General features: G+C 55.7%; 22 protein-coding genes. 16 read left to right on the forward strand and 6 right to left on the reverse strand.

What is annotated here, in order from left to right:
• The first annotated feature begins 177 nt into the window (after positions 1-177).
• Positions 178-1,353 (forward strand): YheC/YheD family endospore coat-associated protein, encoded by a 1,176-nt coding sequence (locus NLX71_RS23410; RefSeq protein ID WP_254366206.1) that lies wholly within the window; start codon positions 178-180, stop codon positions 1,351-1,353.
• A 112-nt stretch (positions 1,354-1,465) separates the two neighbouring features.
• Here NLX71_RS23410 and NLX71_RS23415 read toward each other — a convergent pair whose 3' ends face one another.
• The gene (locus tag NLX71_RS23415) at positions 1,466-3,637 is read right to left on the reverse strand and encodes a HelD family protein (RefSeq protein ID WP_254366207.1); all 2,172 of its coding nucleotides are present in this window, start codon (positions 3,635-3,637) and stop codon (positions 1,466-1,468) included.
• A gap of 155 nt (positions 3,638-3,792) precedes the next feature.
• Between NLX71_RS23415 and NLX71_RS23420 the strand changes: the two genes are divergently transcribed.
• The 3 genes from NLX71_RS23420 to NLX71_RS23430 all read left to right on the forward strand — a co-directional run bounded on the left by NLX71_RS23420 (position 3,793) and on the right by NLX71_RS23430 (position 5,099).
• Positions 3,793-4,284, forward strand: a complete 492-nt coding sequence (locus tag NLX71_RS23420; protein ID WP_309248982.1) for a Ger(x)C family spore germination C-terminal domain-containing protein — start codon at positions 3,793-3,795, stop codon at positions 4,282-4,284.
• A gap of 3 nt (positions 4,285-4,287) precedes the next feature.
• Positions 4,288-4,440, forward strand: coding sequence for a hypothetical protein (locus NLX71_RS23425; protein ID WP_254366209.1), 153 nt, complete (start codon positions 4,288-4,290; stop codon positions 4,438-4,440).
• 218 nt (positions 4,441-4,658) lie between these two features.
• The gene (locus tag NLX71_RS23430; RefSeq protein ID WP_254366210.1) at positions 4,659-5,099 is read left to right on the forward strand and encodes a GerAB/ArcD/ProY family transporter; all 441 of its coding nucleotides are present in this window, start codon (positions 4,659-4,661) and stop codon (positions 5,097-5,099) included.
• A gap of 140 nt (positions 5,100-5,239) precedes the next feature.
• Here NLX71_RS23430 and NLX71_RS23435 read toward each other — a convergent pair whose 3' ends face one another.
• The gene (locus tag NLX71_RS23435; protein WP_254366211.1) at positions 5,240-6,670 is read right to left on the reverse strand and encodes an FMN-binding glutamate synthase family protein; all 1,431 of its coding nucleotides are present in this window, start codon (positions 6,668-6,670) and stop codon (positions 5,240-5,242) included.
• Positions 6,671-6,932: 262 nt separating this feature from the next.
• Here NLX71_RS23435 and fumC point away from each other — a divergent pair, with 262 nt between their 5' ends.
• Positions 6,933-8,321, forward strand: a complete 1,389-nt coding sequence (fumC, locus tag NLX71_RS23440) for a class II fumarate hydratase (RefSeq protein ID WP_254366212.1) — start codon at positions 6,933-6,935, stop codon at positions 8,319-8,321.
• A 74-nt stretch (positions 8,322-8,395) separates the two neighbouring features.
• On the opposite strand, the gene NLX71_RS23445 is transcribed toward fumC, so the two are convergent.
• A complete protein-coding gene (locus NLX71_RS23445; protein WP_254366213.1) occupies positions 8,396-8,668 on the reverse strand; it encodes a TetR-like C-terminal domain-containing protein in 273 nt (90 codons plus the stop codon).
• 262 nt (positions 8,669-8,930) lie between these two features.
• Here NLX71_RS23445 and NLX71_RS23450 point away from each other — a divergent pair, with 262 nt between their 5' ends.
• Positions 8,931-11,324: a type IA DNA topoisomerase gene (locus tag NLX71_RS23450; protein WP_254366214.1), complete on the forward strand. Its 2,394-nt coding sequence runs from the start codon at positions 8,931-8,933 to the stop codon at positions 11,322-11,324.
• A 212-nt stretch (positions 11,325-11,536) separates the two neighbouring features.
• Here the strand turns inward: NLX71_RS23450 and trhA are convergent, their stop codons facing one another.
• The 3 genes from trhA to NLX71_RS23465 form a co-directional block, all read right to left on the reverse strand.
• The gene (gene trhA / locus NLX71_RS23455; protein WP_254366215.1) at positions 11,537-12,211 is read right to left on the reverse strand and encodes a PAQR family membrane homeostasis protein TrhA; all 675 of its coding nucleotides are present in this window, start codon (positions 12,209-12,211) and stop codon (positions 11,537-11,539) included.
• A gap of 31 nt (positions 12,212-12,242) precedes the next feature.
• Positions 12,243-13,583 carry an N-acyl-D-glucosamine 2-epimerase gene (locus tag NLX71_RS23460; protein WP_254366216.1) on the reverse strand — a complete coding sequence of 447 codons (1,341 nt, stop codon included), beginning with the start codon at positions 13,581-13,583 and terminating at the stop codon, positions 12,243-12,245.
• A gap of 337 nt (positions 13,584-13,920) precedes the next feature.
• Positions 13,921-14,103, reverse strand: a complete 183-nt coding sequence (locus NLX71_RS23465; protein ID WP_254366217.1) for a hypothetical protein — start codon at positions 14,101-14,103, stop codon at positions 13,921-13,923.
• 207 nt (positions 14,104-14,310) lie between these two features.
• On the opposite strand from NLX71_RS23465, the gene NLX71_RS23470 reads away from it, so the two are divergent.
• The 10 genes from NLX71_RS23470 to NLX71_RS23515 all read left to right on the forward strand — a co-directional run bounded on the left by NLX71_RS23470 (position 14,311) and on the right by NLX71_RS23515 (position 22,716).
• Positions 14,311-15,330, forward strand: a complete 1,020-nt coding sequence (locus tag NLX71_RS23470) for a CobW family GTP-binding protein (protein WP_254366218.1) — start codon at positions 14,311-14,313, stop codon at positions 15,328-15,330.
• 71 nt (positions 15,331-15,401) lie between these two features.
• Positions 15,402-15,872, forward strand: coding sequence for a Fur family transcriptional regulator (locus tag NLX71_RS23475; protein WP_254366219.1), 471 nt, complete (start codon positions 15,402-15,404; stop codon positions 15,870-15,872).
• A 271-nt stretch (positions 15,873-16,143) separates the two neighbouring features.
• Complete coding sequence (locus NLX71_RS23480; protein ID WP_254366220.1) at positions 16,144-17,220, forward strand: sulfate ABC transporter substrate-binding protein; 1,077 nt, start codon at positions 16,144-16,146, stop codon at positions 17,218-17,220.
• Between the two features lie 21 nt (positions 17,221-17,241).
• Positions 17,242-18,078 carry a sulfate ABC transporter permease subunit CysT gene (gene cysT, locus NLX71_RS23485; RefSeq protein WP_254366221.1) on the forward strand — a complete coding sequence of 279 codons (837 nt, stop codon included), beginning with the start codon at positions 17,242-17,244 and terminating at the stop codon, positions 18,076-18,078.
• Positions 18,079-18,099: 21 nt separating this feature from the next.
• On the forward strand, positions 18,100-18,993 hold the full coding sequence (gene cysW, locus NLX71_RS23490) for a sulfate ABC transporter permease subunit CysW (protein ID WP_254366222.1): 894 nt from the start codon (positions 18,100-18,102) through the stop codon (positions 18,991-18,993).
• Positions 18,994-18,995: 2 nt separating this feature from the next.
• Positions 18,996-20,060, forward strand: a complete 1,065-nt coding sequence (locus NLX71_RS23495) for a sulfate/molybdate ABC transporter ATP-binding protein (RefSeq protein ID WP_254366223.1) — start codon at positions 18,996-18,998, stop codon at positions 20,058-20,060.
• A 35-nt stretch (positions 20,061-20,095) separates the two neighbouring features.
• Entirely contained in the window at positions 20,096-20,929 is an 834-nt protein-coding gene (locus tag NLX71_RS23500) for an alpha/beta hydrolase family protein (RefSeq protein ID WP_254366234.1), read from the forward strand.
• Positions 20,930-21,008: 79 nt separating this feature from the next.
• A complete protein-coding gene (locus tag NLX71_RS23505) occupies positions 21,009-21,212 on the forward strand; it encodes a YezD family protein (RefSeq protein WP_010495331.1) in 204 nt (67 codons plus the stop codon).
• Positions 21,213-21,344: 132 nt separating this feature from the next.
• Positions 21,345-21,650 (forward strand): RNA-binding protein, encoded by a 306-nt coding sequence (locus NLX71_RS23510; protein ID WP_254366224.1) that lies wholly within the window; start codon positions 21,345-21,347, stop codon positions 21,648-21,650.
• 202 nt (positions 21,651-21,852) lie between these two features.
• Positions 21,853-22,716: a transporter substrate-binding domain-containing protein gene (locus NLX71_RS23515; protein ID WP_254366225.1), complete on the forward strand. Its 864-nt coding sequence runs from the start codon at positions 21,853-21,855 to the stop codon at positions 22,714-22,716.
• Positions 22,717-22,758: the final 42 nt, after the last annotated feature.

Genomic DNA, 22,758 nt, shown 5'->3' on the forward strand with positions numbered 1-22,758 from the left:
AGCATGGAACAGGCTCGATAGCTAAGTAAATTTCGTACCGCTAGGTACGATTACCTTAGAAGCCCCCACCTCTAAGCAAAGCGTAGGTGGCGGGTAGTTCACGCATATAGGCACGTACCGTTACGCAATGCTGGGTGTGAGTATATATTGCATCATAACAACTAGACGGAGGCCTGTATGAAAAAGCTAACAGTAGGCATTCTCGCCCATCGAGTAGGCAATATATTTCCGAACTCCAAGTTTTTGCGCGACCTTGTAACGGAAGGGAGGAAGCTGGGGGCCGGCGTATACGTATTTTCTCACATGGATGTACAAGAAGAAAGCAGGACGATTCGCGGCTTTACCCCGATATCATCAGGGAGATGGGCGGGAGAACCTTGCCCGTGGCCGGATGTCGTAATCGATTTTTGCCGAAAGCTATACAAACCGTTTCGCGATATGCGCCGTCGCGAGGATTTGTTCGTTTATGCCAATCATAAATTTACTTACAAATGGAAAGCGATGAAGCTGTTTGCCGAATCCGACAAGTTAAAACGCTGGATTCCCAAGACGTTCGTGTACTCGCCACAAGCGTTAGAACAGATGATTGAAACGCATGACCTGGTCTATGTGAAGCCGGGGAATGGGACCGGCGGGCATAGCGTTCTTAAAATCGAGAAAACGGGCGGCGGCTACCGGCTTCAAGGACGAAAAAGGTCAGGCCGGATCGTAGTAACGCCGATAATGACCAAACAGAGGGTCATCCGTTGGGTTAACCGTTGGGTGCGAACTGAAAAAATACGATCCGGATCATTTATGGTCCAGCAAGGACTGGATTTGCAGCTTATCCCCCATCGGCAGGTCGATGTTCGAGTGCTAATTCAAAAGAACGAAATTGGAAACTGGGAAGTGACCGGCAAAGTTTTGCGCGTAGGCGCTAAGAATAGCCCTACTACGAATTTAAGCTACGGGGATGGAAAAGCGATAGTATTTCAGACTTTCATCCATTCCCGTTTCGGATTGGATAAGGCGAAAGAAATTGAGCTTGAATGCGAGGAGCTTGCTCATCGGTTGATGGAAGTTGTGGAAGAACGGTTTGGCTCTATGGTCGAGTTTGGATTGGATGTGGGAATTGATGTAAACGGACAAGTATGGCTGATTGAGGCCAACCCTAAACCAGGCCACAGGGCCTTCATCAAGGCGAAAGAAAGCGACACTTACCGAAAGTCCATCAGGCGGCCAATTCAATATGCCATACATTTGGCCAATAAACAATTGGGCGAAGAAACAAACGATCCATATCGTGAACAAGCGATCATGGAAACGCTTTGTAAGGATACGCCAGACGTCCAGACGAACCTTGACATGGATTGATTACTGTCTGATGGCGCTCAGACAAAAAAAATACAATGAAGGCCAGGCAGAGCGCCTGCCCTTCATTGCCGGAAAAGGAGCTTTATTTTCGTTCGCGTTTTGACGCCCTCGATTACAGCGCGGCCTTCACAAAATCGCCTTGAACGCCGGTGATCAGCGGGGAAGGCTTGCCCGAATAAAACAGCTTCAGCTCATGCAGAGCCCGGGTGCAGCCGACATAGAGCAGCTTTGCGTCCTGCGGCGTCTGTGCGTAATGAACCGGATCGACGTCCACGAGCAGGACGGCATCGAACTCGAGCCCTTTGGCCATGTACACCGGAACGACGGAGACGCCGCCCTCGTACTGCTGCTGGCCCGGGACGATCAGGTTCACGCCGTCGCATCCGGCGGCGTACAGCTGCGCGTGCAGCTCGCGGCATCGCTCCTCCGTGCGGGCGAGGACGGCCAGCGTGCCTGTGCCCTCGCGCTGCCGGTGTTCCCGCACGGCATCGGCGAGACGCTGCGCCAGCGCCGGGCCGTCCGCTTGCGCGAGCTCGACCGGCTCGCCGCTGCGGAATACCGGCACGGCCAGCGCCGACGGCTCGGCAAGCCCGCGCTTCAGCACTTCGTTCGCGAAGTAGATGATTTCCATCGTCGAGCGGTAGCTGCGGTTCAGCGTATAGTACGCCCGGTTTTCTTCCGGGAACAGCGCCAGCAGTTCGTGCCAGTCCCGAACGCCTTGATAGGCGTGGATGCCTTGCGACAAATCGCCGAGAATCGAGAACGAACCGTTCTTCGTGTGCAGAGCCAGCAGCGCCACCTGGAATGGCGAGAAATCCTGCGCTTCGTCGATGACGGTATGATCGAAGCGCAGATCGCCGTGAATGCCTGCGAAGCGCTGGCGAATATAGAGCAGGGGGGCCAGATCCTCCGGCTGCACCAGCTTCTTCTTGGCTGCCGCGAGCGTGGATTGCCGCAGCTCCGCGGGAATGAACCGCTCATCCGCCTCGGATACGAAGGGCAGGGCGCCGGACTCCGCCGTGCGGAACAGCTCCTTATAGAAGCCGAACGGCGTATAGGCCGGCCATTGCTTGCCGTAATCGCGAAGACGGGCGGAGCCGCGCTTCTTGTAGTCCTTCTTCAGATGGACCTCCCACACCTTATCCAGCTCCATCTCCAGCCAGCGCTTGATCCGGGCCAGCACCCGCTCGCGGCGCTTCATCAGCGGCTCGTGCTTGTATTCCACCGCGTACCAGTCGCGGATGGTGTGGTGCGGGAGCCTGGCGCCGTCCCACGGAACAAAATCCGTCTGCGGCACCGCCCGCAGCTCGTACGCGTTCAAGAGCCCATCCAGCCACTCCATGAAGCGAAGTGAGCCCTTAAACCGGCCGGGCGCCGTATCGTCAATCACCGGACGGGCCGGGCCGATGGCGAACCAATGCCGCAGCGCCTGCGCCGGATCAGCCAGCTTGACCTCGTGGTCCAGCAGCTCCAGCGCCCAGTCGGAGAACGTGGTTTGCTGGATATGCCCGACGCCGAGCTCCGGCAGAACGCCGGAAATATAATCGAGAAACATGCGGGAAGGGGCGAAAATGATCATTTTTTCCGCTTTGACTTGATCCCGGTATTGATAGAGCAGGTAAGCGAGCCGGTGCAGGGCCACGGTCGTTTTCCCGCTTCCGGCGACGCCTTGAATGACGAGCGCGTGGTTTTTGCCGGCCCGGATGATCGTATCCTGCTCCGCCTGGATTGTCGAGACGATATCGCGCAGCTTGTTGTCCTTGTTCTCACCGAGCCGGTACAGCAGGAACTCGTCCGTGACTGCCAGCGCGTTCGATTCGCGGTCGAACGTATCGACCACGCGCTGCAAAATTTGCTTGCGGATGACGAGGTTGCGCTTCAAATAGACGAGTCCTTCCACGACGCCGTCCGGCGAGTCATAGCTGGCCGTTTCGGTCCCACCCGTGAACGAATAAAAAAGGCTCGCCACCGGAGCGCGCCAATCGATCACCATGAGCTCGGGAGAATCCTCCTTTTCCACGCCGGACTTGCCTATATAGAGCGGGGCCGGACCGGGCTTTCCCGTTTCGTGAAAATCCAGTCTGCCGAAGTAAGGCTCAGGCAGCCCGTGCGCCAAGCTGCGCCGCTTGGTTTCGCGGATCGACTCCAGCACCTGCTCCGTCAATTCGTCTCCCTTATAGGGCGGTATAGCCTGAAGTGCCTCCAGATGCCTTTCCATTTCTTGTATCGTTTGCTCCAGGCGTTCTTTTTCCTCCAAGTAAGCGCTTTGCAGACCGGATTCCATGTGTCCGTACCTCCGTTCATGTTATGAATTCCCAAAAATGGACAGGAGTAATAATATAGCACAACGGGGCTTGGCATTGCAAGTGTTTCTGGTTCCGTATTCAATAATATTCAAGATATGTAATAAAGTAACTGCGAACGAAGAATACTACTCGCATTAACTTAAGATCGAGGTCGAGGAACCATGCAGCTTTTTTTTCGCAGCAGCAAAAGGATGAACCGCTCGACTTGGACCTGCGCGTGAATCGGGTCAAAAGCAAACTCAAGGCCAATGTCGTGAAAGGAAAACCCCAGGGCAAGGTGGATCTTTTCATAGAGGCCGACGTTTCGGAAGTGCACTGTGTCATCGAACTGGATAAACCGGAGTCGTTGTACGAGCTTGAAAAAAAGTTAGAAGAGAAGCTGCAAGCATCCTTGCGACAGGTGGTCCGCAAAGCGCAGAAAACGTTCGGCTCGCACATTTTCGGCTTTGGCAACGCCATTCATCGCGCCAATCCGAAAGCTTGGAAAAAGCTGAGCAAGAATTGGAAAAAAGAGTTCGTAACGATGCCCGTTGCCATTTCCGTCCAAGTGAAGGTCAGACGGACCGGAACGCAGTCGAATTCATTTATTAACGATATTCAGAAGAAAAAGAAGAAGGAGCAATAGGTCATGCTGGCGGTTGCAGGCATTCTTGCTTTCGGAGCGGTGATCGTTTGGATGGAAGTGCCCGATCTTCTGAAGAACAAAAGAAAGAAGGACTTTTGGGTATTTTCCGTCCCGCTCAGCGATTTTATATTCGGACTGTTGGAATCATCGGATTAGCAGGTGACTAGGTATGGATGAACGAATTAGCGCAAGACAATTTTTTGTGCTGGTCATTTTATTTACAATTGGAAGCTCCGTCTTGTTTGTACCATCAGTCACCACTACCTACGCCAAGTAAGATGCATGGGTCTCCATCATTACCGGAATCGGATTAAACCTTCTCCGGAGCCGTATCGTTAGTCGACTTCGCGAGAACGTTCGTAAGCAGGGAGATCATGCCCGATACCCCCGTCTATGCGGCCAATATTCTTTACGTGCTGCCGGCCGTCATCGGTTTGCGGCTAGGATTGCAGACGGTAGCCCGTGCCGCGGAAGCGATGTTTCCGCTAATCATGGCGTTGTTTATCACCATGATCTTAACTGTCGCGCCCAATATCAATCCGGAACATTTACAGCCTGTGTTCGAAGCAGGATTCAAAGCGCTCGTCAAGGCCAACATATCGTATTTTGCATTTGCTACCTTTCCCACGGTCTTTCTCTTGATGATCTACCCTTCTTGCGTCAAGGAAGGTAAAAAAGCCTCGAAGGCTTTCCTGTTCGGGATTTTTATCGCAGGATTGCTATTGCTGATTATCACCACGGTATGCATAGCTTGCCGTCGATACGTTCCGCAAAAAGAAAAAGCCGTAACGGATAGGTCACGGCTTCTAATATAAAAAGACGGCGGCCAAGCCGTTTATTCCGGTTCCTTGCGGCATGGACCGATAAGGGCGTGGGTTCCCCGGGAGTAGTGGAGCAGGGCAGGAGTCCCCAGCTCCAATCCGAGGCCGCGTGTCAACGTGTTGCCTCATCCTCGTCATCCATGCGAATTCGTTCCCGGCTTCTCCCACGGCTCATAGGCCAATTTAACCTTGGTCACATGACTGGTCCATGCATCGAGCGCAACCATATCGTCGGCATTGACTTCCCGCAAAGCGCGTTTGCCGAGCGCGCTGATCGCCAGCTTCATCTCATCCGTGCAGGAGTTTAAAAAGTTTTCCAAAAAGATAGAGGCTTCTTCTTCGTTAAACTTTTCCTGCATCATTCCGGTGTAATAAGTAAGCTGTGTCGGAGGCTCCCAAGGGACGGTTTTCATCACTTGATCGTGCGTCATAGCCCATAGCAAAGAGGTGCCCATGTATACTCCGCTAGCTCCTAAAGCAATGGCTTTAAGGCATTCGCCAGGCTGCGAATACGCGCCTCCGGTCAGAAGGCTGATCGAGTCCTTGACGCCCCGTTGGCGAAGATAGCGGACAGCGCGCGACAAGGCGTAAATCGTCGGCAGCCCGAAGTCGTCCTCCAGAATCGGCGCGCCGCCTTTCGTCCCCGCCTGGCCTCCGTCGAGGCTGATAAAGTCGACGCCGGCTTGAATGGCAATCTCCAGATCGTGTTCCAGAACGGCGCTAGCGCATATTTTTACGCCAATCGGCACCCCTCCGGTTAGCTGTCGGAGCCGCTCAACTACTTGCTTGAGATCCTGCGGGCTCGAAATATCTTTATGACGGCTCGGAATAACGGTGATATCCTCGTTCTGCACCTGCATGAGCTCGCTGGCTCTTCCTTCCAGATCGGCGGCTTGCAGAACGCTTGCCGTTCCCGCCAGCGCTCCTTGACCGAAACGGATTTCAATCGCATCGGCTTGCTTTAAAATTTCGGGCGATTTGGACCAATGTCCCGAACTATATTGAATAATCAAGTGTTTGGCATTCTGCCGTTCCTCCGGCAAAAATCCTCCTTCGCCGGTATTTGTGCTTGTCCCAGCTTTGGCCGTTCCTTTGGCGATGGCGATTTTGACCTTTTCGCTTAAGCCTACGCCATAGCCCATCCCGGCCGCGAGTATGGGAATGCGAAGCACCAGCGGCTTTTGCGCTTTGGGTCCAATGATGGTTGTCATGTCGATGTCGATGTCCTGTTCCGTAGGAAGCGTAGACAATTGCGCGGGAGAGAACACGAGTCCCTCAAAATGAAGAAACTTGCGCGGACTTCCGAACGGACGTTCGATCACAGCGCCGGAAGCGGCGCGAAGGCTGTTCTCCACGACGGTAATGGGACTGATTCGAGTCATTGCCGTTACCATTTCCCAGACGTTGGACTCATAAGGATTGGACATTAACCGTTTCGTAAAACGCCCGACGATCCACTTGATGATGCCTCTTGAGCACAATAAAGCGAGTAGGCCGCAAAGAGCGACAGCCGCAAGCGACCCGACAAACGAGCCGAACATAAACCAAGCCCATTTCGCTGACATGAGAAAGACCTCTTCCGATTCGAATCGTTAAAAAGAGAAACGCAGAGTTAGCTTGTGCACGAAAGAGGTGGAATATACCAAATAAGGGATTTTATATCCGCAGGGCAAGCGATTCGAACGAAGGGGCATAAAGTGGATTCATGAGATGGATTCGCCCTTTCTTCGGAAATATAATATACTATTATGTATGTTAAGTTGGTTTTTTAACTATTTCCAAGATGGGTAATCTTAAGATGTACTTAGGTCAAGGAGGGAGCTAACGATGGAATTCCGAACCGAAAAAGACACGATGGGCGAAATTCAAGTGCCTGCGGACAAATTATGGGGCGCTCAAACCCAGCGGAGCAAGGAGAATTTCAAGATCGGCACGGAGCGGATGCCGCTGGAAGTCGTCCGGGCGTTCGCGCTGCTGAAGAAGGGGGCGGCGGCAGCCAACCTGAAGCTGGGCAAGCTGGAGCCGGAAAAGGCGGAGGCGATCGCCCAAGCGGCCGATGAAGTCAGCGGCGGACAATGGGACGACCATTTTCCGCTTGTCGTATGGCAGACCGGCAGCGGGACGCAGTCGAACATGAACGCGAACGAAGTCATCGCCAGAAGGGCGTCACAGCTGCTCGAAGCGAAAGGAAACGGGCTGCGGATTCACCCGAACGACGACGTGAACCGCTCGCAAAGCTCGAACGATACGTTCCCGACCGCGATGCATATCGCCGGTGTGTTAGCGGTGCAGGAGCGGCTGCTTCCCGCGTTGAACCGACTCAAGGAAACGCTTGGAATTAAAGCTAAGGAATTTGAGGATATCGTCAAAATCGGACGAACGCACCTGCAGGATGCGACGCCGCTGACGCTCGGGCAGGAAATCAGCGGCTGGTGGGCCATGCTGGAGAAGACAGAGCGGATGATCCGCGAAAGTCTGGAGCCGATGCGGGAGCTGGCGATCGGCGGCACGGCCGTCGGAACGGGATTGAACGCTCATCCGAAATTCGGCGAGACGGTTGCGGAGGAAATTTCCCGCTACACGGGAGAAACCTTCGTCTCGGCCGAGAACAAATTTCACGGGCTGACCAGCCACGATCAAATCGTATACAGCCATGGCGCGATCAAAGCGCTCGCCGCCGATCTGATGAAGATCGCCAACGATGTCCGGTGGCTGGCAAGCGGACCGCGCTGCGGCATCGGCGAACTGCGCATTCCGGAGAACGAGCCGGGCAGCTCGATTATGCCGGGCAAGGTGAACCCGACCCAGAGCGAAGCGATGACGATGGTCGCCTGCCAGGTGATGGGCAACGATGCGGTGATCGGCTTTGCCGCCAGCCAGGGGAATTTTGAATTGAACGTGTTCAAGCCGGTCATTATTCACAACTATTTGCAGTCCGTTCGTCTGCTGGCGGACGCGATGGATTCGTTCAACGAGCATTGCGCCGTCGGCATCGAGCCGAACCGCGAGGTTATTCAGCGGTACTTGGACGAATCGCTGATGCTGGTTACGGCGCTGAACCCGCATATCGGCTACGAGAAAGCGGCAGCGATCGCCAAATCGGCGCACAAGGAAGGGTGGACACTCAAAGAAGCGGCGATCCGGAGCGGCTACTTGACGGAGGAGCAATTCGTATTAATCGTGCGTCCGGAAGAAATGATTCATCCGAAAGGATAGGCGGCGAAGAGACGGTCTGCAAGTGGGGCTGTATTTTTTCATGACGATCATAGCGACAAAGCTTCTCTTGCGGGCTACTTTTTCAAGCCTGCGGATTGAATGGGGCTCAGTTGGGTCATGCGCGTGAACATCCAGGCCATGTCCCACGGCGAATGATCGCAGTCTTGTTCAAGCCAATGTTGAACGATGCCCAGATGCGCGGAGATTAAATAGGCTATCAAATAATCCCACGGAACCGGCACGCGGTCTTCGCTGTGGTGAAATTCGTTGAACTTGTTCAATAAATGAACCCGCATAAACTCCTTGAACTTCGCGGAAAAGGCCGGGTCCCCCTTCGGCCCCAGCATATCAGCTCAAGCAGCGCCTCCCGCAGCATGTGCATCGTCCGGACAATTCTGGGATCGTTCGCATTCTCGGACACTTCCTAAACGTAACAGCAGGTCGGTTAAGTCAACCGGCCTGCTGTTTTTTTGCGCGTTTTACCAAGGAACGGGTCGACGGGAAGGGGGTTATGGTATAATATGATGAAGCACATTTTCGAAATACGGCTTGTACATGCCGGTGCCATTCGCTGCAAGTTCCATCGGCATAGGAGAGGAAAGTTGACGGATGAAGACGCTTGTTATCGCCGAAAAGCCGGATATGGGGCGCAATATTGCGGCCGCCATCGAGCCGAAGGCGAAAAATCAACGTACGCATATCGAAGGCGAGCGGTATATTATCACTTGGGCCATCGGGCATCTGATCGGCCTCGCCGAACCGGATGCGTACGATGATAAATACAAAAAATGGAATTTTAACGATTTGCCGATCATTCCGGAGCGGTTCAAGCTCATACCCAATCCGAAGACGAAGGACCAGCTCAAGGTTATCGCCGAGCTGGCCAAACGGAGCGGGCAGCTTATTAACGCTTGCGACGCCGGGCGGGAGGGGCAGCATATTTTTTCCCTCATCCAGCGGCACCTGAAGCTGTCTCATCCGGTCAAGCGGCTGTGGATCTCCGACCTGACGCCGGAGACGATCCGCAAAGGCTTCGCCGAGCTGCGCGAGGGCGTGGAATTCGAGCCGCTGACGAGGGCGGCCCGGGCACGGAGCGAGGCGGATTGGCTGATCGGGATGAACGGCTCGCGAGCGTTTACGACGAAGCACCGCGAGCTGCTGTCTGTCGGGCGGGTGCAGACGCCGGTGCTGGCGCTTCTGTACGACCGGCAGAAGGAGATCGAGGCGTTTACGTCGAGCAAGTACTACGAAGTCGAAGCGTGGTTCACGCAAGGGGAGACGAAGTATCGCGGGCTGTGGCAGGGGGACAAGCTGACCGACGGGGAAAAAGCGGCGGCGCTCGCGGCCAAGGTCAAAGGGAAAACCGGCCGGATCGAGAGCTACGACGTGAAGGATACGAAGGAATACCCGTTCAAGCTCTACGATCTGACTTTACTGCAGCGCGAAGCGAATGCGAAGTTCGGGTTTTCCGCCAAAAAGACGCTCGATCTCGCCCAGGCGCTCTACGAGAAGCATAAAGCGATCAGCTATCCGCGGACGAACTCCAACTATGTGACCGAGCAGAACATTCCCGAGATGCACCGGGCGCTCGACCAGCTCGGCAAGACGGGCTATGCGCCGCTTGTCCAGCAGGCGGACAAAAAGCTGGTGCACAAAAACAATAAAGCGGTCTGCAATCCGGCCAGGGTGGAAGATCACCATGCGATTTTGCCGACGCACAAAATGCCCAACGGGCTCGCGCCCGACGAACAAAAGCTGTACGACTTGATCGTACGGCGGTTTTTGTCGCATTTTTATCCCGCGGCGATGTACAAGCTCCATACGATCGTGACGTTGACCGAGGGCGAACGGTTCAAGAGCACGGTCAAGCAATTGCTGTCCCTGGGCTGGAAGGTCATCTATGCCGATCAGAAAAAGGAAAAAGAAAAGCCGACCCGGGGCAAGGGTAAAACGGACCGGGAGCAGGAAGAGGATGTTGTCGCCGAGGAGGAAACGAACGCTCCGTTCACGCTGGATGCGGCGCAGGCGGTGCTGTGCAAGGACAGCGCGGCGAAGGAGAAGGAGACCCAGCCGCCGAAGGCGTACACCGAAGGCACGCTGCTGAAGGCGATGGAAAGCGCGGGTAAGCAGATCGAGGACGAGGAGCTGCGCGACGCGATGAAGGATTCCGGGCTCGGGACGCCTGCGACACGCGCGTCCGTCATCGAGCGGCTGAAGCAGGTCGGCTACGTCGTCATGCAGGGCAAGCGGATCGCGATCACGCCGAAGGGCCGCATGGCGGTCGAGCTGATCCGCGGTGCGGGCGTCGAGCTGCTGACGTCGCCGGAGATGACCGGGCAGTGGGAGAGGCGGCTGAACGAGATCGCGCGCGGCGCGGCGTCGGACGAGACGTTCATGAAGAACGTCGAGCGTTTTGCCGCCCTGATCGTCGAGAAGGTGCGGGGGCAGAAGCCTGCGGCGAAGCAGGCATTCGAAGGCGATGCGCCTTCGAACGCCCCGCGCCAGCGGCGCAAAAGCGGCGCGGCGGCCGAGGCCGCGCCGGAGGGGACCGCCCGCGCGTCCGGCTCCGCGCGGGGCAAGCGCAGCGCGCGCGCAGCCGCGGCCGCGGGAGAGCCGCCTGCGGCGGAAGCCGTGCGCCCCGCGAACACGCGGCGCGCACGGTCCGCCCCGGGCGGCGAAGACGCCGCAGCGCCGGCCCCGCAGCCGGCCGCCGCTGCGCCCGTGGCGGCGCTGGGCGCGTGCCCGCGCGCGGGCTGCCGCGGCAGCATCATCCGCGGCAAGCGCGGCTACGGCTGCAGCGCGTACAAGACGGGCTGTACCTTCGTGATCTGGAAGGACAGCTTCGGAGCCTCGCTGACGGATGCCGCCATCGCGTATTTGTTGAAGCACGGGCGCACCGCGCTGATGAGGCTGGTGGACGAGCAGGGACGGCCGGTCGAAGGACGGCTGGTGCTGCACGACCCGAACACGGGACAGCTGAGGCTGGAGCCGGTATCCTCTTAAGAGTCTGGCAGGCGGCTGGTACGGATACGTTCTCGCAAGCAGCGTGGCGCTGGCCTCGCTCGCTTTTTGCCTCAGCTGCCTTCTGTATTACCCATTCAAGCGACTCCGCAAATAACAGGCTCCGAATAGGCCGTCCGCAGGGGCGTCGAGGTTACAGACATAAAAAAGCTTTCATCGCAGAGTCTGCGTGAAAGCTTTTTTACCGTTAGGCCTTACCAGGGCAGCACGTAGAAATAGATGGAGCAGAAGTGGCAGATGCTTCCTCCCAACACAAACACGTGCCATACGGTATGGGCGTAGGGGAGCTTTCGCCATAAATAAAAGACCGTGCCGACCGTGTACAGCAGGCCTCCGGCGACCAGCCAGCCGATTCCGGCTGCGGGAAGCTGCTCCTGCAGCGGACGGAACGCGAACATGACCATCCAGCCCATCGCGATATAGAACAGCGTGGAGAGGACATTAAACCGCTTGACGAAAAACAGCTTGAACACAATGCCCAGCAGCGCAAGTCCCCACACGACGCCGAACAAGCTCCAACCCAAAGGGCCGCGAATCGTGACGAGCAAGAACGGGGTATAAGTGCCTGCGATGAGAACATAGATGGCCGAGTGGTCCATAATTTCGAACAGATCGATCCAACGCGCCTGGCGGGCGCTATGCAGCAAAGTGGAGCAGACGTACAGCAGAATGAGCGAGACGCCGAATACGGTGAAGCTGACGATATGCCAGACCGTGCCGTTCTGCAGCGAATGAAGCAGCAGCAGAACGAGAGCCGCGACGCTGAGCCCGGCGCCGATGCCGTGGCTGATGGCGTTGGCCCGCTCTTCTTTCCAAGACGACAAAGTCAACTTGCGTTCATCTCCTGTCGGTGGATGGATTTCTTCCATTATAACCCACGACCGGAGAAATGACCAACTCTTAATACCAGCCCGTAACCCGTACCGGAAAGCCTCTGGGCGACTCGTTCCCTCGCTCGTTGGGAATAAGCAGCAGCCCGGGAGTATCGCGGATTCCTTCTGCGAACAGCTCGAACGACACTCGGGGAAAATCCGCTTGCAAAACAACGACGTTGCCGTCTGCTTGAATGACGCGGATCGCAAGCTCCTGTGGCTGTCCGCTGACGACGCAGCGGTAATGCGAAGGCTCTGCGGCGGATTCGGCATCCACGCGCTTGTTGAATTCCAGCACGACGAGCTGGCGGTCCGGACGATGGACCTGCAGCACCCGCGGCGGTTCCCGGTACATTGGCAGGCTGATGGAATACTCGTAGGCCGTCCAGAACCGGTAGCCGAGCTCGCCCGCCGATTTCGCGAACTCCCGAATCCAGGTCCGGCTGCGTCGCATCCGGGCCAGTGAGCCGATATCCGCCTGGATGCCCAGCGGAATGCCCGGATGAACGGCCCGGATGCTCTCCGCGAAGGGCCGGTAATGTCTTATGTAATCGGATGGCAGATGCATCCGCATCCAGTCGGGCCAATGGGTCTGGAGAATGTGGGCGTCCGGGCGGACCGTCCGGATCATTTCAACCGCATCCACGCCTTGGTATTCACGAAGCGCTCCGACAGGATCTTGACCGGCGTCCACCGCAAGGGACCACGTCGCGATTTTGATATCGGGTCGCGTTTCGCGGACCCCGCCTGCTCCGTTGATCAGCTCGTTCAGAAACCCGTTCACCGCCTGGACCCGAAACTCGATCCACAGCAAGTAACGGCCGCGGTCCTTTTTGTAGTACAGCGGCGAGGAGGAGTAACGAAATTCCGGCATGTCGCTGCCGCTGAACTGCTTGAACGCCGCCCGGGCATACGGGCCGACATCGCCGTACACGCCGCTCGCCAGTCCGTTCCATTCGGGAAAATACGGCTCGGCCACCTCGAAGCCGGTGAACGGGTGCGTGCGGACGAGATGGGCGACCGCCGCTTTTTTCCATGTCACATAGCGGTGGCTGAAAGGGGATAGCCGGGTAAACCCGTCGTTGACCGGCTTCAGCAGCGTCATTTGCCACTCCGGCCAATCCGCAGGCAAATTTTCGGTCGTGAACGTCCCGTTGCCGATCACCATCGCCCAGACGTCCATGCCGCGCTCGCGAAGCGCCGCTACGAGCCTGCCGTTCACCCGGGTTTCATCCGTCACAAAATAGCGTACGGTACGGAATCCGGCCAATTCCAGCTCGGAAGCGACGCTTTCAGGGGAACGGTCGAGATAATAAGCAAAGGTCGGGTCGATTTGAATCGTAGGCCGACTCGGGGTTCGGACAGACATGCGTATCCCTCGCTTTCCTTCATAAACGGTAATCGCTTAATCGATTGCTTTTATAGAAACGTTTCCTTCCACACTTCCATACTTCCATACTTCCATAGTACGCTCTATGCTCCGCGGGTTCAAATTAGAAGTGCGCGGATGCTTGGAGTCGGGTGGGGCGTGCGCCCTAAAGCCATTCAGATTATGTATATGAACCCGTTAGCAAAAAAATTTGCAGAAAGTTTTTTATTGCTGCCATACGAACTCCTATTTCACATGATTGGAATCATTCCGGCTTAGCCCAAAAAGAAACGCCTCTCGTGTTTGAGGGCGTTAAGTCCGCAGAGATCGGATGGGATTATACGTCTTTCGGTTTGCCATGGTCAACAATAATGCCGACGAGAACGAGAATGGCGCTGACTCCATTGGTGATATCGTTAATGAGATGATCGGGGATGTCGTATCCGTAGCTGCTCAAGGCAAGCTTCGCCCCGCCAAGAATACCTAGAATGAAAGCTGGCTTTTTCCATTTTTCACGCATTGGTCCAACCTCCTTTTCGATGGACTCCATACATTCTTATGAATCTTCAAAAAAAAGGAGTGGACTACTGAAGAAACGGGGTATGGTCTAGAATTATAACGATAAAAATTACGATTAATTGACAGGGCCGAGCGGACGGAGTAAAATTTGAAAAAAAGAAAGGCAACAACCTGACTTGCGAACCTCAACGGAAAGCGGTGTAGCGACTTGAAGGAAGAACGATCGGTTCCGGTTCATATTTTGACCGGATTTTTGGGCAGCGGCAAGACGACGCTGCTGACCCGTGCGCTGGACTATTATAGACTAAGCGGCAAAAAGCCCGCCGTTCTGATGAACGAGCTGGGCGATGTGAATCTGGACGGGATGCTCGTCGACGAGGACGTGCCGATGACCGAAATGCTTGGCGGGTGCATCTGCTGTACGATTCGCGGCGAACTGGGCATGGAGCTGAAGCAGTTGATCGAGGAGCACCAGCCGGATGTCGTGTTCGTGGAATGTACGGGAGCGGCCAATCCGATCGAGATGCTGGACGGCGTCACGGATGCTTCGCTCCTGACGAAGGTGGAGCTGAAGTCGGTCATTGCGGTTGTCGATGCGGCGCAGCTTAGCGAGCGTTCGCACAGCCCGAAGGGCAAGACGTACCGGCTCATGCAGGATCAGATCCGCTGCGCGACGCGCATTTTGCTCAACAAGACGGACCTTGTACCTCCGGCGGAGCTTGTGCGTCTGGATACGCTGATCCGGGAGCTGAATCCCGCCGCCCCGATTCTGCCCACCGTGCGCTGCGAGATTGAGCTGTCCTTGTTCGACCGCCTCGAAGGCGGCGTAGCGGAACGGCACCGGGCGGCTTCCGCTTGCCACTGCGGACATGAACATGCGGAGGGCGGAGTCTGCGGAGCCGAAGGCCATGACCATAAACACGGAAGCGATGCGCATCATCATAGCCATGAGCATGTGATGGTCTATACGCATTATTTTGCACGGCCGGTGGACAGCGAGCAGTTTGAAGCGCTGATCGGACGGCTCCCGCAGGAAATTTACCGGGCCAAAGGCATTTTGCGGTTCACCGATACGGTTAGTCCGTTCTTGTTCCAATATGCTTATCGCGAGATGGATTTCGTGAAAATAGCGCCGAAGGAAGAGCTGCCTAGCGTGGCGGTGTTTATCGGCGAGCACTTTGACCGCTCCTTTCTAAAGGCCGAGCTGGCAGCTCTGGAAGGCCGGTAACCTTGACTCCCGCTGCGGATTCAGGCATTATTAGGAGTATTCGATAGCGTATTCAAAGGGAAGAGGTAGGTATGGGAAATCACGAGCATGAGGTTCAGTCGACCGTTCAAGATATTTTGAAGGCCATGTCGGCCAAAGGCTGGCGTATCACCGATCAACGGAAGAGCCTTGCCACCTTATTCGCCGAATCGACGGGCTATTTGTCCCCCAAGGACGTTTATGATTATATGAAGCAGCCTTATCCCGGCGTCAGCTTTGATACGGTGTACCGCAACCTGCGCCTGCTGAGCGAGATGGGTGTTCTGGAACAAATTTACTTGAACGACGGACTGAAGTTCCGCTCTCGCTGCCAGTCGCACCACCATCATCATCTCATTTGCATGAACTGCGAGAAAACGGTGCCTTTCGAGTTTTGTCCGATGAAGCAGATCGATAACCTGCCGTGCGATTTTCAAATCGTCAATCACCGGTTTGAAATTTTGGGCTACTGCTGCGACTGCGCGCAGGCGGAATCCCGCGAGGCAGGAACGGAAAAGCATTAACAAGGCCAGGCTGCCATACGGAAGACAGAACGAGGAGCGATCAGCTCCTCTTTTTTTTATGACTAAATCGTGAAAAAATCCCCAAAAATCGATTGACAGGACACTAGGCCGATGCTAATATACTGACATAACTAAGTAAGTTTATCGGAATTATTAGTTAGTCACCGGACAACCGGAACGCCATATAATGAGCTGTGGGCGATTGACCCGCCCCTCCGATCTGATAAACGGAAATTATAAGCAGAATTGATAAATGGGGAGAGAAAAGGTTATGCGCACACACACAAATCATGTGCTACGGTTGTTCGGTAAATGGTCAATATTCAGCGTACTTACGATATCGCTAGTCGGGTTGACGGCTTGCGGCGGCGCCAAACCGGATTCGGGCGGGGCCGCTCCGGCTTCTGCGGCAAAGCCGATCGAGCTGCTTAACGTCTCCTACGATCCGACGCGCGAGCTGTATCAAAGCTATAATAAAGCCTTTACCGCCTATTGGAAGAAGACGAAGGGGCAGGACGTCACCTTCAAGCAGTCGCACGGCGGCTCCGGCAAACAGGGACGTTCGGTCATCGACGGGCTGGAGGCGGATGTGGTGACGCTTGCGCTGGCCTACGACATCGACGCGATTCAACAAGCGGGACTAATTCAAGCGGATTGGCAAAAGAAGCTGAAAAACAACAGCTCCCCCTATACTTCAACCATCGTCTTCCTCGTGAAGAAAGGCAACCCGAAGGGCATCAAGGATTGGGACGATCTGATCAAGCCGGGCGTGCAAGTCATTACGCCGAACCCGAAAACGTCCGGCGGCGCCCGCTGGAACTATGTGGCCGCTTGGGGCTACGCCTACCAGAAAAACAATAAAGACGAAGCCAAGGCGAAAGAATTCGTGCAGCAGCTGTTCAAAAACGTGCCGGTGCTCGATTCCGGCGCGCGCGATGCGACCACGACCTTCGTCCAGCGCGGCATCGGCGATGTGCTGATCGCTTGGGAGAATGAAGCCTATCTGTCTATCAACGAGTTCGGCAAAGACAAATTCGAGATCGTCACGCCTTCGATCAGCGTGCTTGCCGAGCCTCCGGTCGCGGTCGTCGACAAAGTGGTCGACAAGAAAGGCAGCCGCGAAGTGGCGCAGGCGTATCTGGACTATTTGTACTCGGAGGAAGGGCAGGAGATTGCGGCCAAAAACTATTACCGTCCACGTCTGGAATCGGTCGCGAAGAAGTACGAGAACCAGTTCTCCAAATTAAACCTGTTTACTATCGATGACGAGCCGTTCGGCGGCTGGGCGAAAACGCAAAAGACGCATTTTAGCGATGGCGGCGTATTCGATCAAATCTACAAACCGTAACAGACAGGGAGAGAATAGACGATGGCGAAAGCTTGGAAAAAGCGCAGTATTTTACCCGGATTCGGTTTATCGATGGGTTTTACTGTATTGTACTTAAGTTTAATCGTTCTGTTCCCTTTGTCGGCTATCTTCATTAAAAGCTCCGGGATGGGCTGGGAGGCGTTCTGGCATACGATTACCGACCCCCGGGTCATCGCTTCCTATAAGATCAGCTTCGGCACGGCGTTCGGCGCTGCGCTCGTGAATTCGGTCTTCGGCTTTATCGTCGCTTGGGTGCTGGTCCGGTACTCGTTTCCGGGCAAAAAAATCGTCGACGCGCTCGTCGACTTGCCCTTCGCGCTGCCGACGGCCGTCGCCGGGATTGCCCTCACGACCATCTATTCGCAGAACGGCTGGGTCGGCAAGCTGCTGGAGCCGTTGGGGATCAAAGTCGCCTTTACGCCGCTCGGCATCATGCTTGCTCTGACGTTCATCGGCATTCCTTTCGTCGTCCGGACGCTTCAGCCGGTGATGGAAGAGTTGGAGAAGGAGGTCGAGGAAGCGGCGGTGAGCCTCGGCGCGAGCCGCTGGAAGACGTTCGTCCGCATCCTGTTCCCCGAGCTGCTGCCTGCGCTGCTGACCGGCTTTACGTTGGCGTTTGCCCGGGCGGTGGGGGAGTACGGTTCGGTTGTGTTCATCTCCGGCAACATGCCGATGAAGACCGAAATCGCGCCGCTTCTCATCATGACGAAGCTGGAGCAGTACGATTACGCCGGCGCGACGGCAATCGCTGTGGTCATGCTGGTCATTTCCTTCGTGACGCTGCTAGTCATCAATCTGCTGCAATGGCGGGCGAACCGTCATGTCACATCGGCATAAGCCGGGGAGGGGAGGAAGGTTATGGCCGGTTACGTAGCTACCGCGGTGAAATCGGGTTCGGCCGCCACCGAACGTCCGCGTCACATTACCGAGCCCCGGATCGTGAAATGGGCGCTCATTACCGTCGCTTTGTTATTTTTGGGATTTTTACTCATTCTTCCTTTGGTCAGCATCTTCGTTGAAGCGTTCCGCAAAGGCTGGGAGGTGTATGCGGCTTCGCTGGTCGAGCCCGATGCGGCCGCCGCCATTCGCCTGACGCTGCTCGTCGCCGTCATCGCGGTGCCGCTGAACCTGCTGTTCGGGCTGGCGGCGGCATGGGCGATCACGAAATTCCAATTCAAAGGAAAAAACTTGCTGATCACGCTCATCGACCTGCCGTTTGCGGTGTCCCCGGTGATCTCGGGCCTGATCTTCGTCCTGCTGTTCGGCGCGAAAGGCTGGTTCGGCCCGTGGTTGCAGGAGAACGATCTCAAGGTCATTTTCGCGCTGCCGGGCATCGTGCTCGCCACGGTATTCGTCACCTTCCCGTTCGTCGCCCGGGAGCTGCTGCCGCTGATGCAGGCTCAAGGGACGCTGGAGGAAGAGGCGGCTGTAACGCTAGGCGCCAAGGGGGGGCGTATCTTCTGGAAGATCACGCTGCCTAACATCAAATGGGGGCTGCTGTATGGGGTTATCCTGTGCAACGCCCGCGCCATGGGCGAATTCGGCGCGGTATCGGTCGTCTCCGGCCACATTCGCGGATCGACCAATACGATGCCGCTGCACATTCAGATTTTATACAACGAATATAATTTTGCCGGCGCGTTTGCCATGGCGTCTTTGCTCGTCCTGCTTGCGTTGATCACCTTGATCGTCAAAAGCGTCATCGAGTGGAAGCACCATCAACAGCAGCTTAGCCGGGAAGGGGAGACCTGATCATGCATATCGTGGCCAAACATTTGACGAAAAGCTTCGGCAGCTTTCAGGCGACCAAGGATGTCAGCTTTGAGATTGAAAAAGGGAAGCTGATCGGTCTGCTCGGACCGAGCGGCGGCGGGAAAACGACGATCCTTCGCATGCTCGCCGGGTTGGAGGAGCCGGATTCGGGCGACATCCTCTTTCACGGGCAAAAGGTCAATTCGCTTCCGCCGCAAGCGCGTGGCATCGGCTTCGTGTTTCAGAGCTATGCGCTGTTCCGCCATATGAGCGTGTTCGACAACATCGCCTTCGGGCTGACGGTTCAGAAGCGCAGCAAGGCCCAGATCAAGCAGCGCGTGCAGGAGCTGATCGAGCTGACCGGCTTGGGAGGGCTTGAGAAGCGGCTGCCGCACCAGCTTTCCGGCGGACAGCGGCAGCGTGTCGCCTTTGCCCGCGCCATCGCGCCCGAGCCGCAGCTGCTGCTGCTGGATGAGCCGTTTGCGGCCATCGACGCCAAGGTACGCAAAGAGCTGCGCACTTGGCTGAAGGAGATGATCGACCGTGTCGGCATTACCACCATCTTCGTCACGCACGATCAGGAAGAAGCCGTCGAGGTGGCCGATCAGATCATGATCATCAACCAAGGCCGGCTGGAGCAGCAGGGCACGCCGATTGAAATTTATAAGCAGCCGGAAACGCCGTTTGTGGCGAATTTCATCGGCGAATCGAATCAGATTGGAGACGCCACGACGCTCAAAGGCTTCCCGGCTGCCGGGGCGATCGAAGGCGCAAAAGCGATTATTCGCCCCGAGTTTATCGAGGTCGGCTTGCCCGGCGAGCTGCCTTTTCCGTCCGCAGCCGAGCAGGGCGTCGTCAAAAACGTCTACTTCCGCGGAACGAATTGGCAGATCGAAGTGGCGCTTGGCAGCGAGAAGCTGTTTGCTTACCGCTCTTTGGAGCTGCCGCAGCTTCATGCGGGAGACCGGGTGAGCGTGTTGATTCACCGCTTGTACCTGTTCAACGAAGACGAGCATCTCACGTTGGAAAACACGTTGAAAACCGACCCGATGCCGGTGCACATTTAATAATTGAATGAGGTCGCAGAAAGGGGGAGTCGATGATGGAACATCACATTACGATACGAAGCGAATCATACGAGCTGGCGGCCACCCTCCATTATCCGCTGGCGGAAGAGGAGGGTGGAGAGGGCTGCGGGTCGGGCCGTTATCCGATCATCATCATATGCCACGGGTTCGTCGGCACGCGAATCGGCGTCGATCGCTTGTTCGTCCTGGCGGCGCGGGAAATTGCCCGTCACGGCTATATGGTGCTCCGTTTCGACTACGGCGGCTGCGGCGAGAGCACGGGCGATTATGGCGCCGGGGGCTTGAACGCGTTAATCGACCAGACACGCAGCGTCCTTGATTACGCGCTCGATATCGACTGCGTCGATCCGCAGCGGGTCGTGCTGCTCGGACACAGCCTCGGCGGAGCCGTCGCCATCCTGACCGCCGCCCGGGACAAACGGGTGAGATCGCTCGTGCTCTGGTCGGCCGTCGCGTATCCGTTTAACGACATCGTGAACATCACCGGGAAGAAGACGTACGAGACGGCCGTTCAATGCGGCTCGGCGGATCATCTTGGTTATGCGCTGCAGCCGGTCTTCTTCGAATCGTTGTCGCAGCACCAGCCGTTCGAGCAGCTTCGCAAATTTAACGGCGACGTCCTGCTCGTCCACGGTACGGCAGATGACGTGATTCCCGTCGATTACTGCTTTCTGTACCAGAAGCTGTTCTGGCTGCGCAGCCAGGGGCAGTGTGAGAAAGAAATTATTTTCCAGGCGGATCATACGTATTCGGGCAGTCTGGCCAAAGAGCAGCTATTGACCAAAACAAGGGATTGGCTGCTGTATATCGACAAACGCAAAAGCGAGTGGTACGATTGGACGATTTAATGAGAGAGCGAATTTTTTTAACATACAAAACCAACTTAACACATAGGAATATAAAACTTTAGATGTCGGAGGGATTAGGATGGCTAAGCCGCTCGATGTGGATGAACTCTGGACGAAACGCATCCTTCAAAGTGTCAACGGACTCGAATATGGTACGGTGCAGATTGTCGTGCATGACGGACGAATCGTGCAGATCGAACGTACGGAACGCAAACGTTTTGAATCGGATTCGGCATCCCAGCGCCATCTGCCCGAACAAAAACAACATAAGCGCACCCCTTGATGCGACGGGTCCACCGAACCATTGGAGACCTCCCGAACTGCCTGGCATATTGCCGCGCGTTCGCCGGAGGTCTCTTTCTTTTTTCGCTTCAAAATGAATCACCATTTAAGGAAAAACAAGGAGTGAATGCGAATGCTTACCCATACCTCCGTATCCGGGCAGTTCGATCAGGCTGACGAGCTTCAGCTTCCCGATCACCGGTTCGTAACGCATTGCTTTGAACGCTATGGCCTCAATCGGGGCATTTACAATACGATCGACGAGTGGCTGTACTGGTTCGGCGTGCGAGACATCGTCCAGCGCCGCCGGGCCGTCCTGGCCTTTCTGGCCTCGCTGCAGCCGCCGGATCGGACGAAAGGAACGTACTTGAAATTCGGCAAGGGCGGCTTGACCAAGCAACTGTTCGATTTTATGACGAAGCCCAAGCTCGTCGGATAATCGTCATCTTCGCAGCGCCCCGGCCGTTGAGCAAAGACTCAACGGCTTTTTGCCGTTGCAGCCTCCACTTGCACAGGCTTATTCGCGAATGTAGTTTTGTTCCATATGGAAAGGTTGTTCGTCAACGGACCGTATACGTGATTGTAAAAGCGAGAGGTCTATTATATAATGTATTAGTTAATTGAGAAAGGAGATTTGACCAGTGACTAAAAACAAAGCCATTATCTTCATGCTCCTCTGCTTTACGCTCATCGTATCCGCATGCGGCACGAAGCCTGCAGCGACGACTGCGGACAAGCCGGCAACCGGGGGAGATAAGGCAGCAACAACTTCAGCGTCCAAGGACTCCAAGTTTGAGCAAATTAAAAAAGCGGGCAAAATCGTATTAGGCACGAGCGCCGACTATCCGCCGTATGAGTTCCACAAGGAAATCAACAAGAAGGATGAAATCATCGGCTTCGACATCGAGATCGCCAAAGAGATTGCCAAAGACCTCGGCGTTACGCTGGAAATCAAAGATATGAAATACGACGGTCTGCTTGCCGCTCTGGATTCCGGCAACATCGACTTCATTATCGCCGGCATGACGCCGACGGAAGAACGCAAACAAAAAGTGGATTTCACCAAAACCTATCACACGGTTATCCAAAGTGTGACCGTCCGCGCGGAGGACAAGGATAAATACAAGTCCATCGACGATCTGAAAGGCAAAAAAGTCGCCGGCCAAAAGGGAGCGATTCAAGAAAAAATCATTAAAGAACAAATGCCAGCCTCCGAGCTAAAGGCACTTGGCAAAATTGCCGATTTGATGCTGGAGCTGAAAAACAAGAAAGTCGAAGCTCTCGTCGTCGAGCAGCCGGTAGCTCAAGCTTTCCTAAGCAAAAACAAAGATTTGGTGCTTGCAGACATTAAGCTGGCTACGCAAGACAGCGGGTCGGCGATTGCCCTGAAAAAAGGCAACCCTGAGCTCGTGGAAGCGATGAACAAAACGTTGGACCGCCTGATTAGCGCCAAGTCCATCGACAAAATGGTAGCCGAAGCGAACGAGCAAGTCGATACGCAATAAGCAAGAGGGCGGGATCGTCCGTTCCTTGCAGCACTCCGACAA

Source organism: Paenibacillus sp. MZ04-78.2 (assembly GCF_024213375.1).
Lineage (GTDB): Bacteria > Bacillota > Bacilli > Paenibacillales > NBRC-103111 > Paenibacillus_G.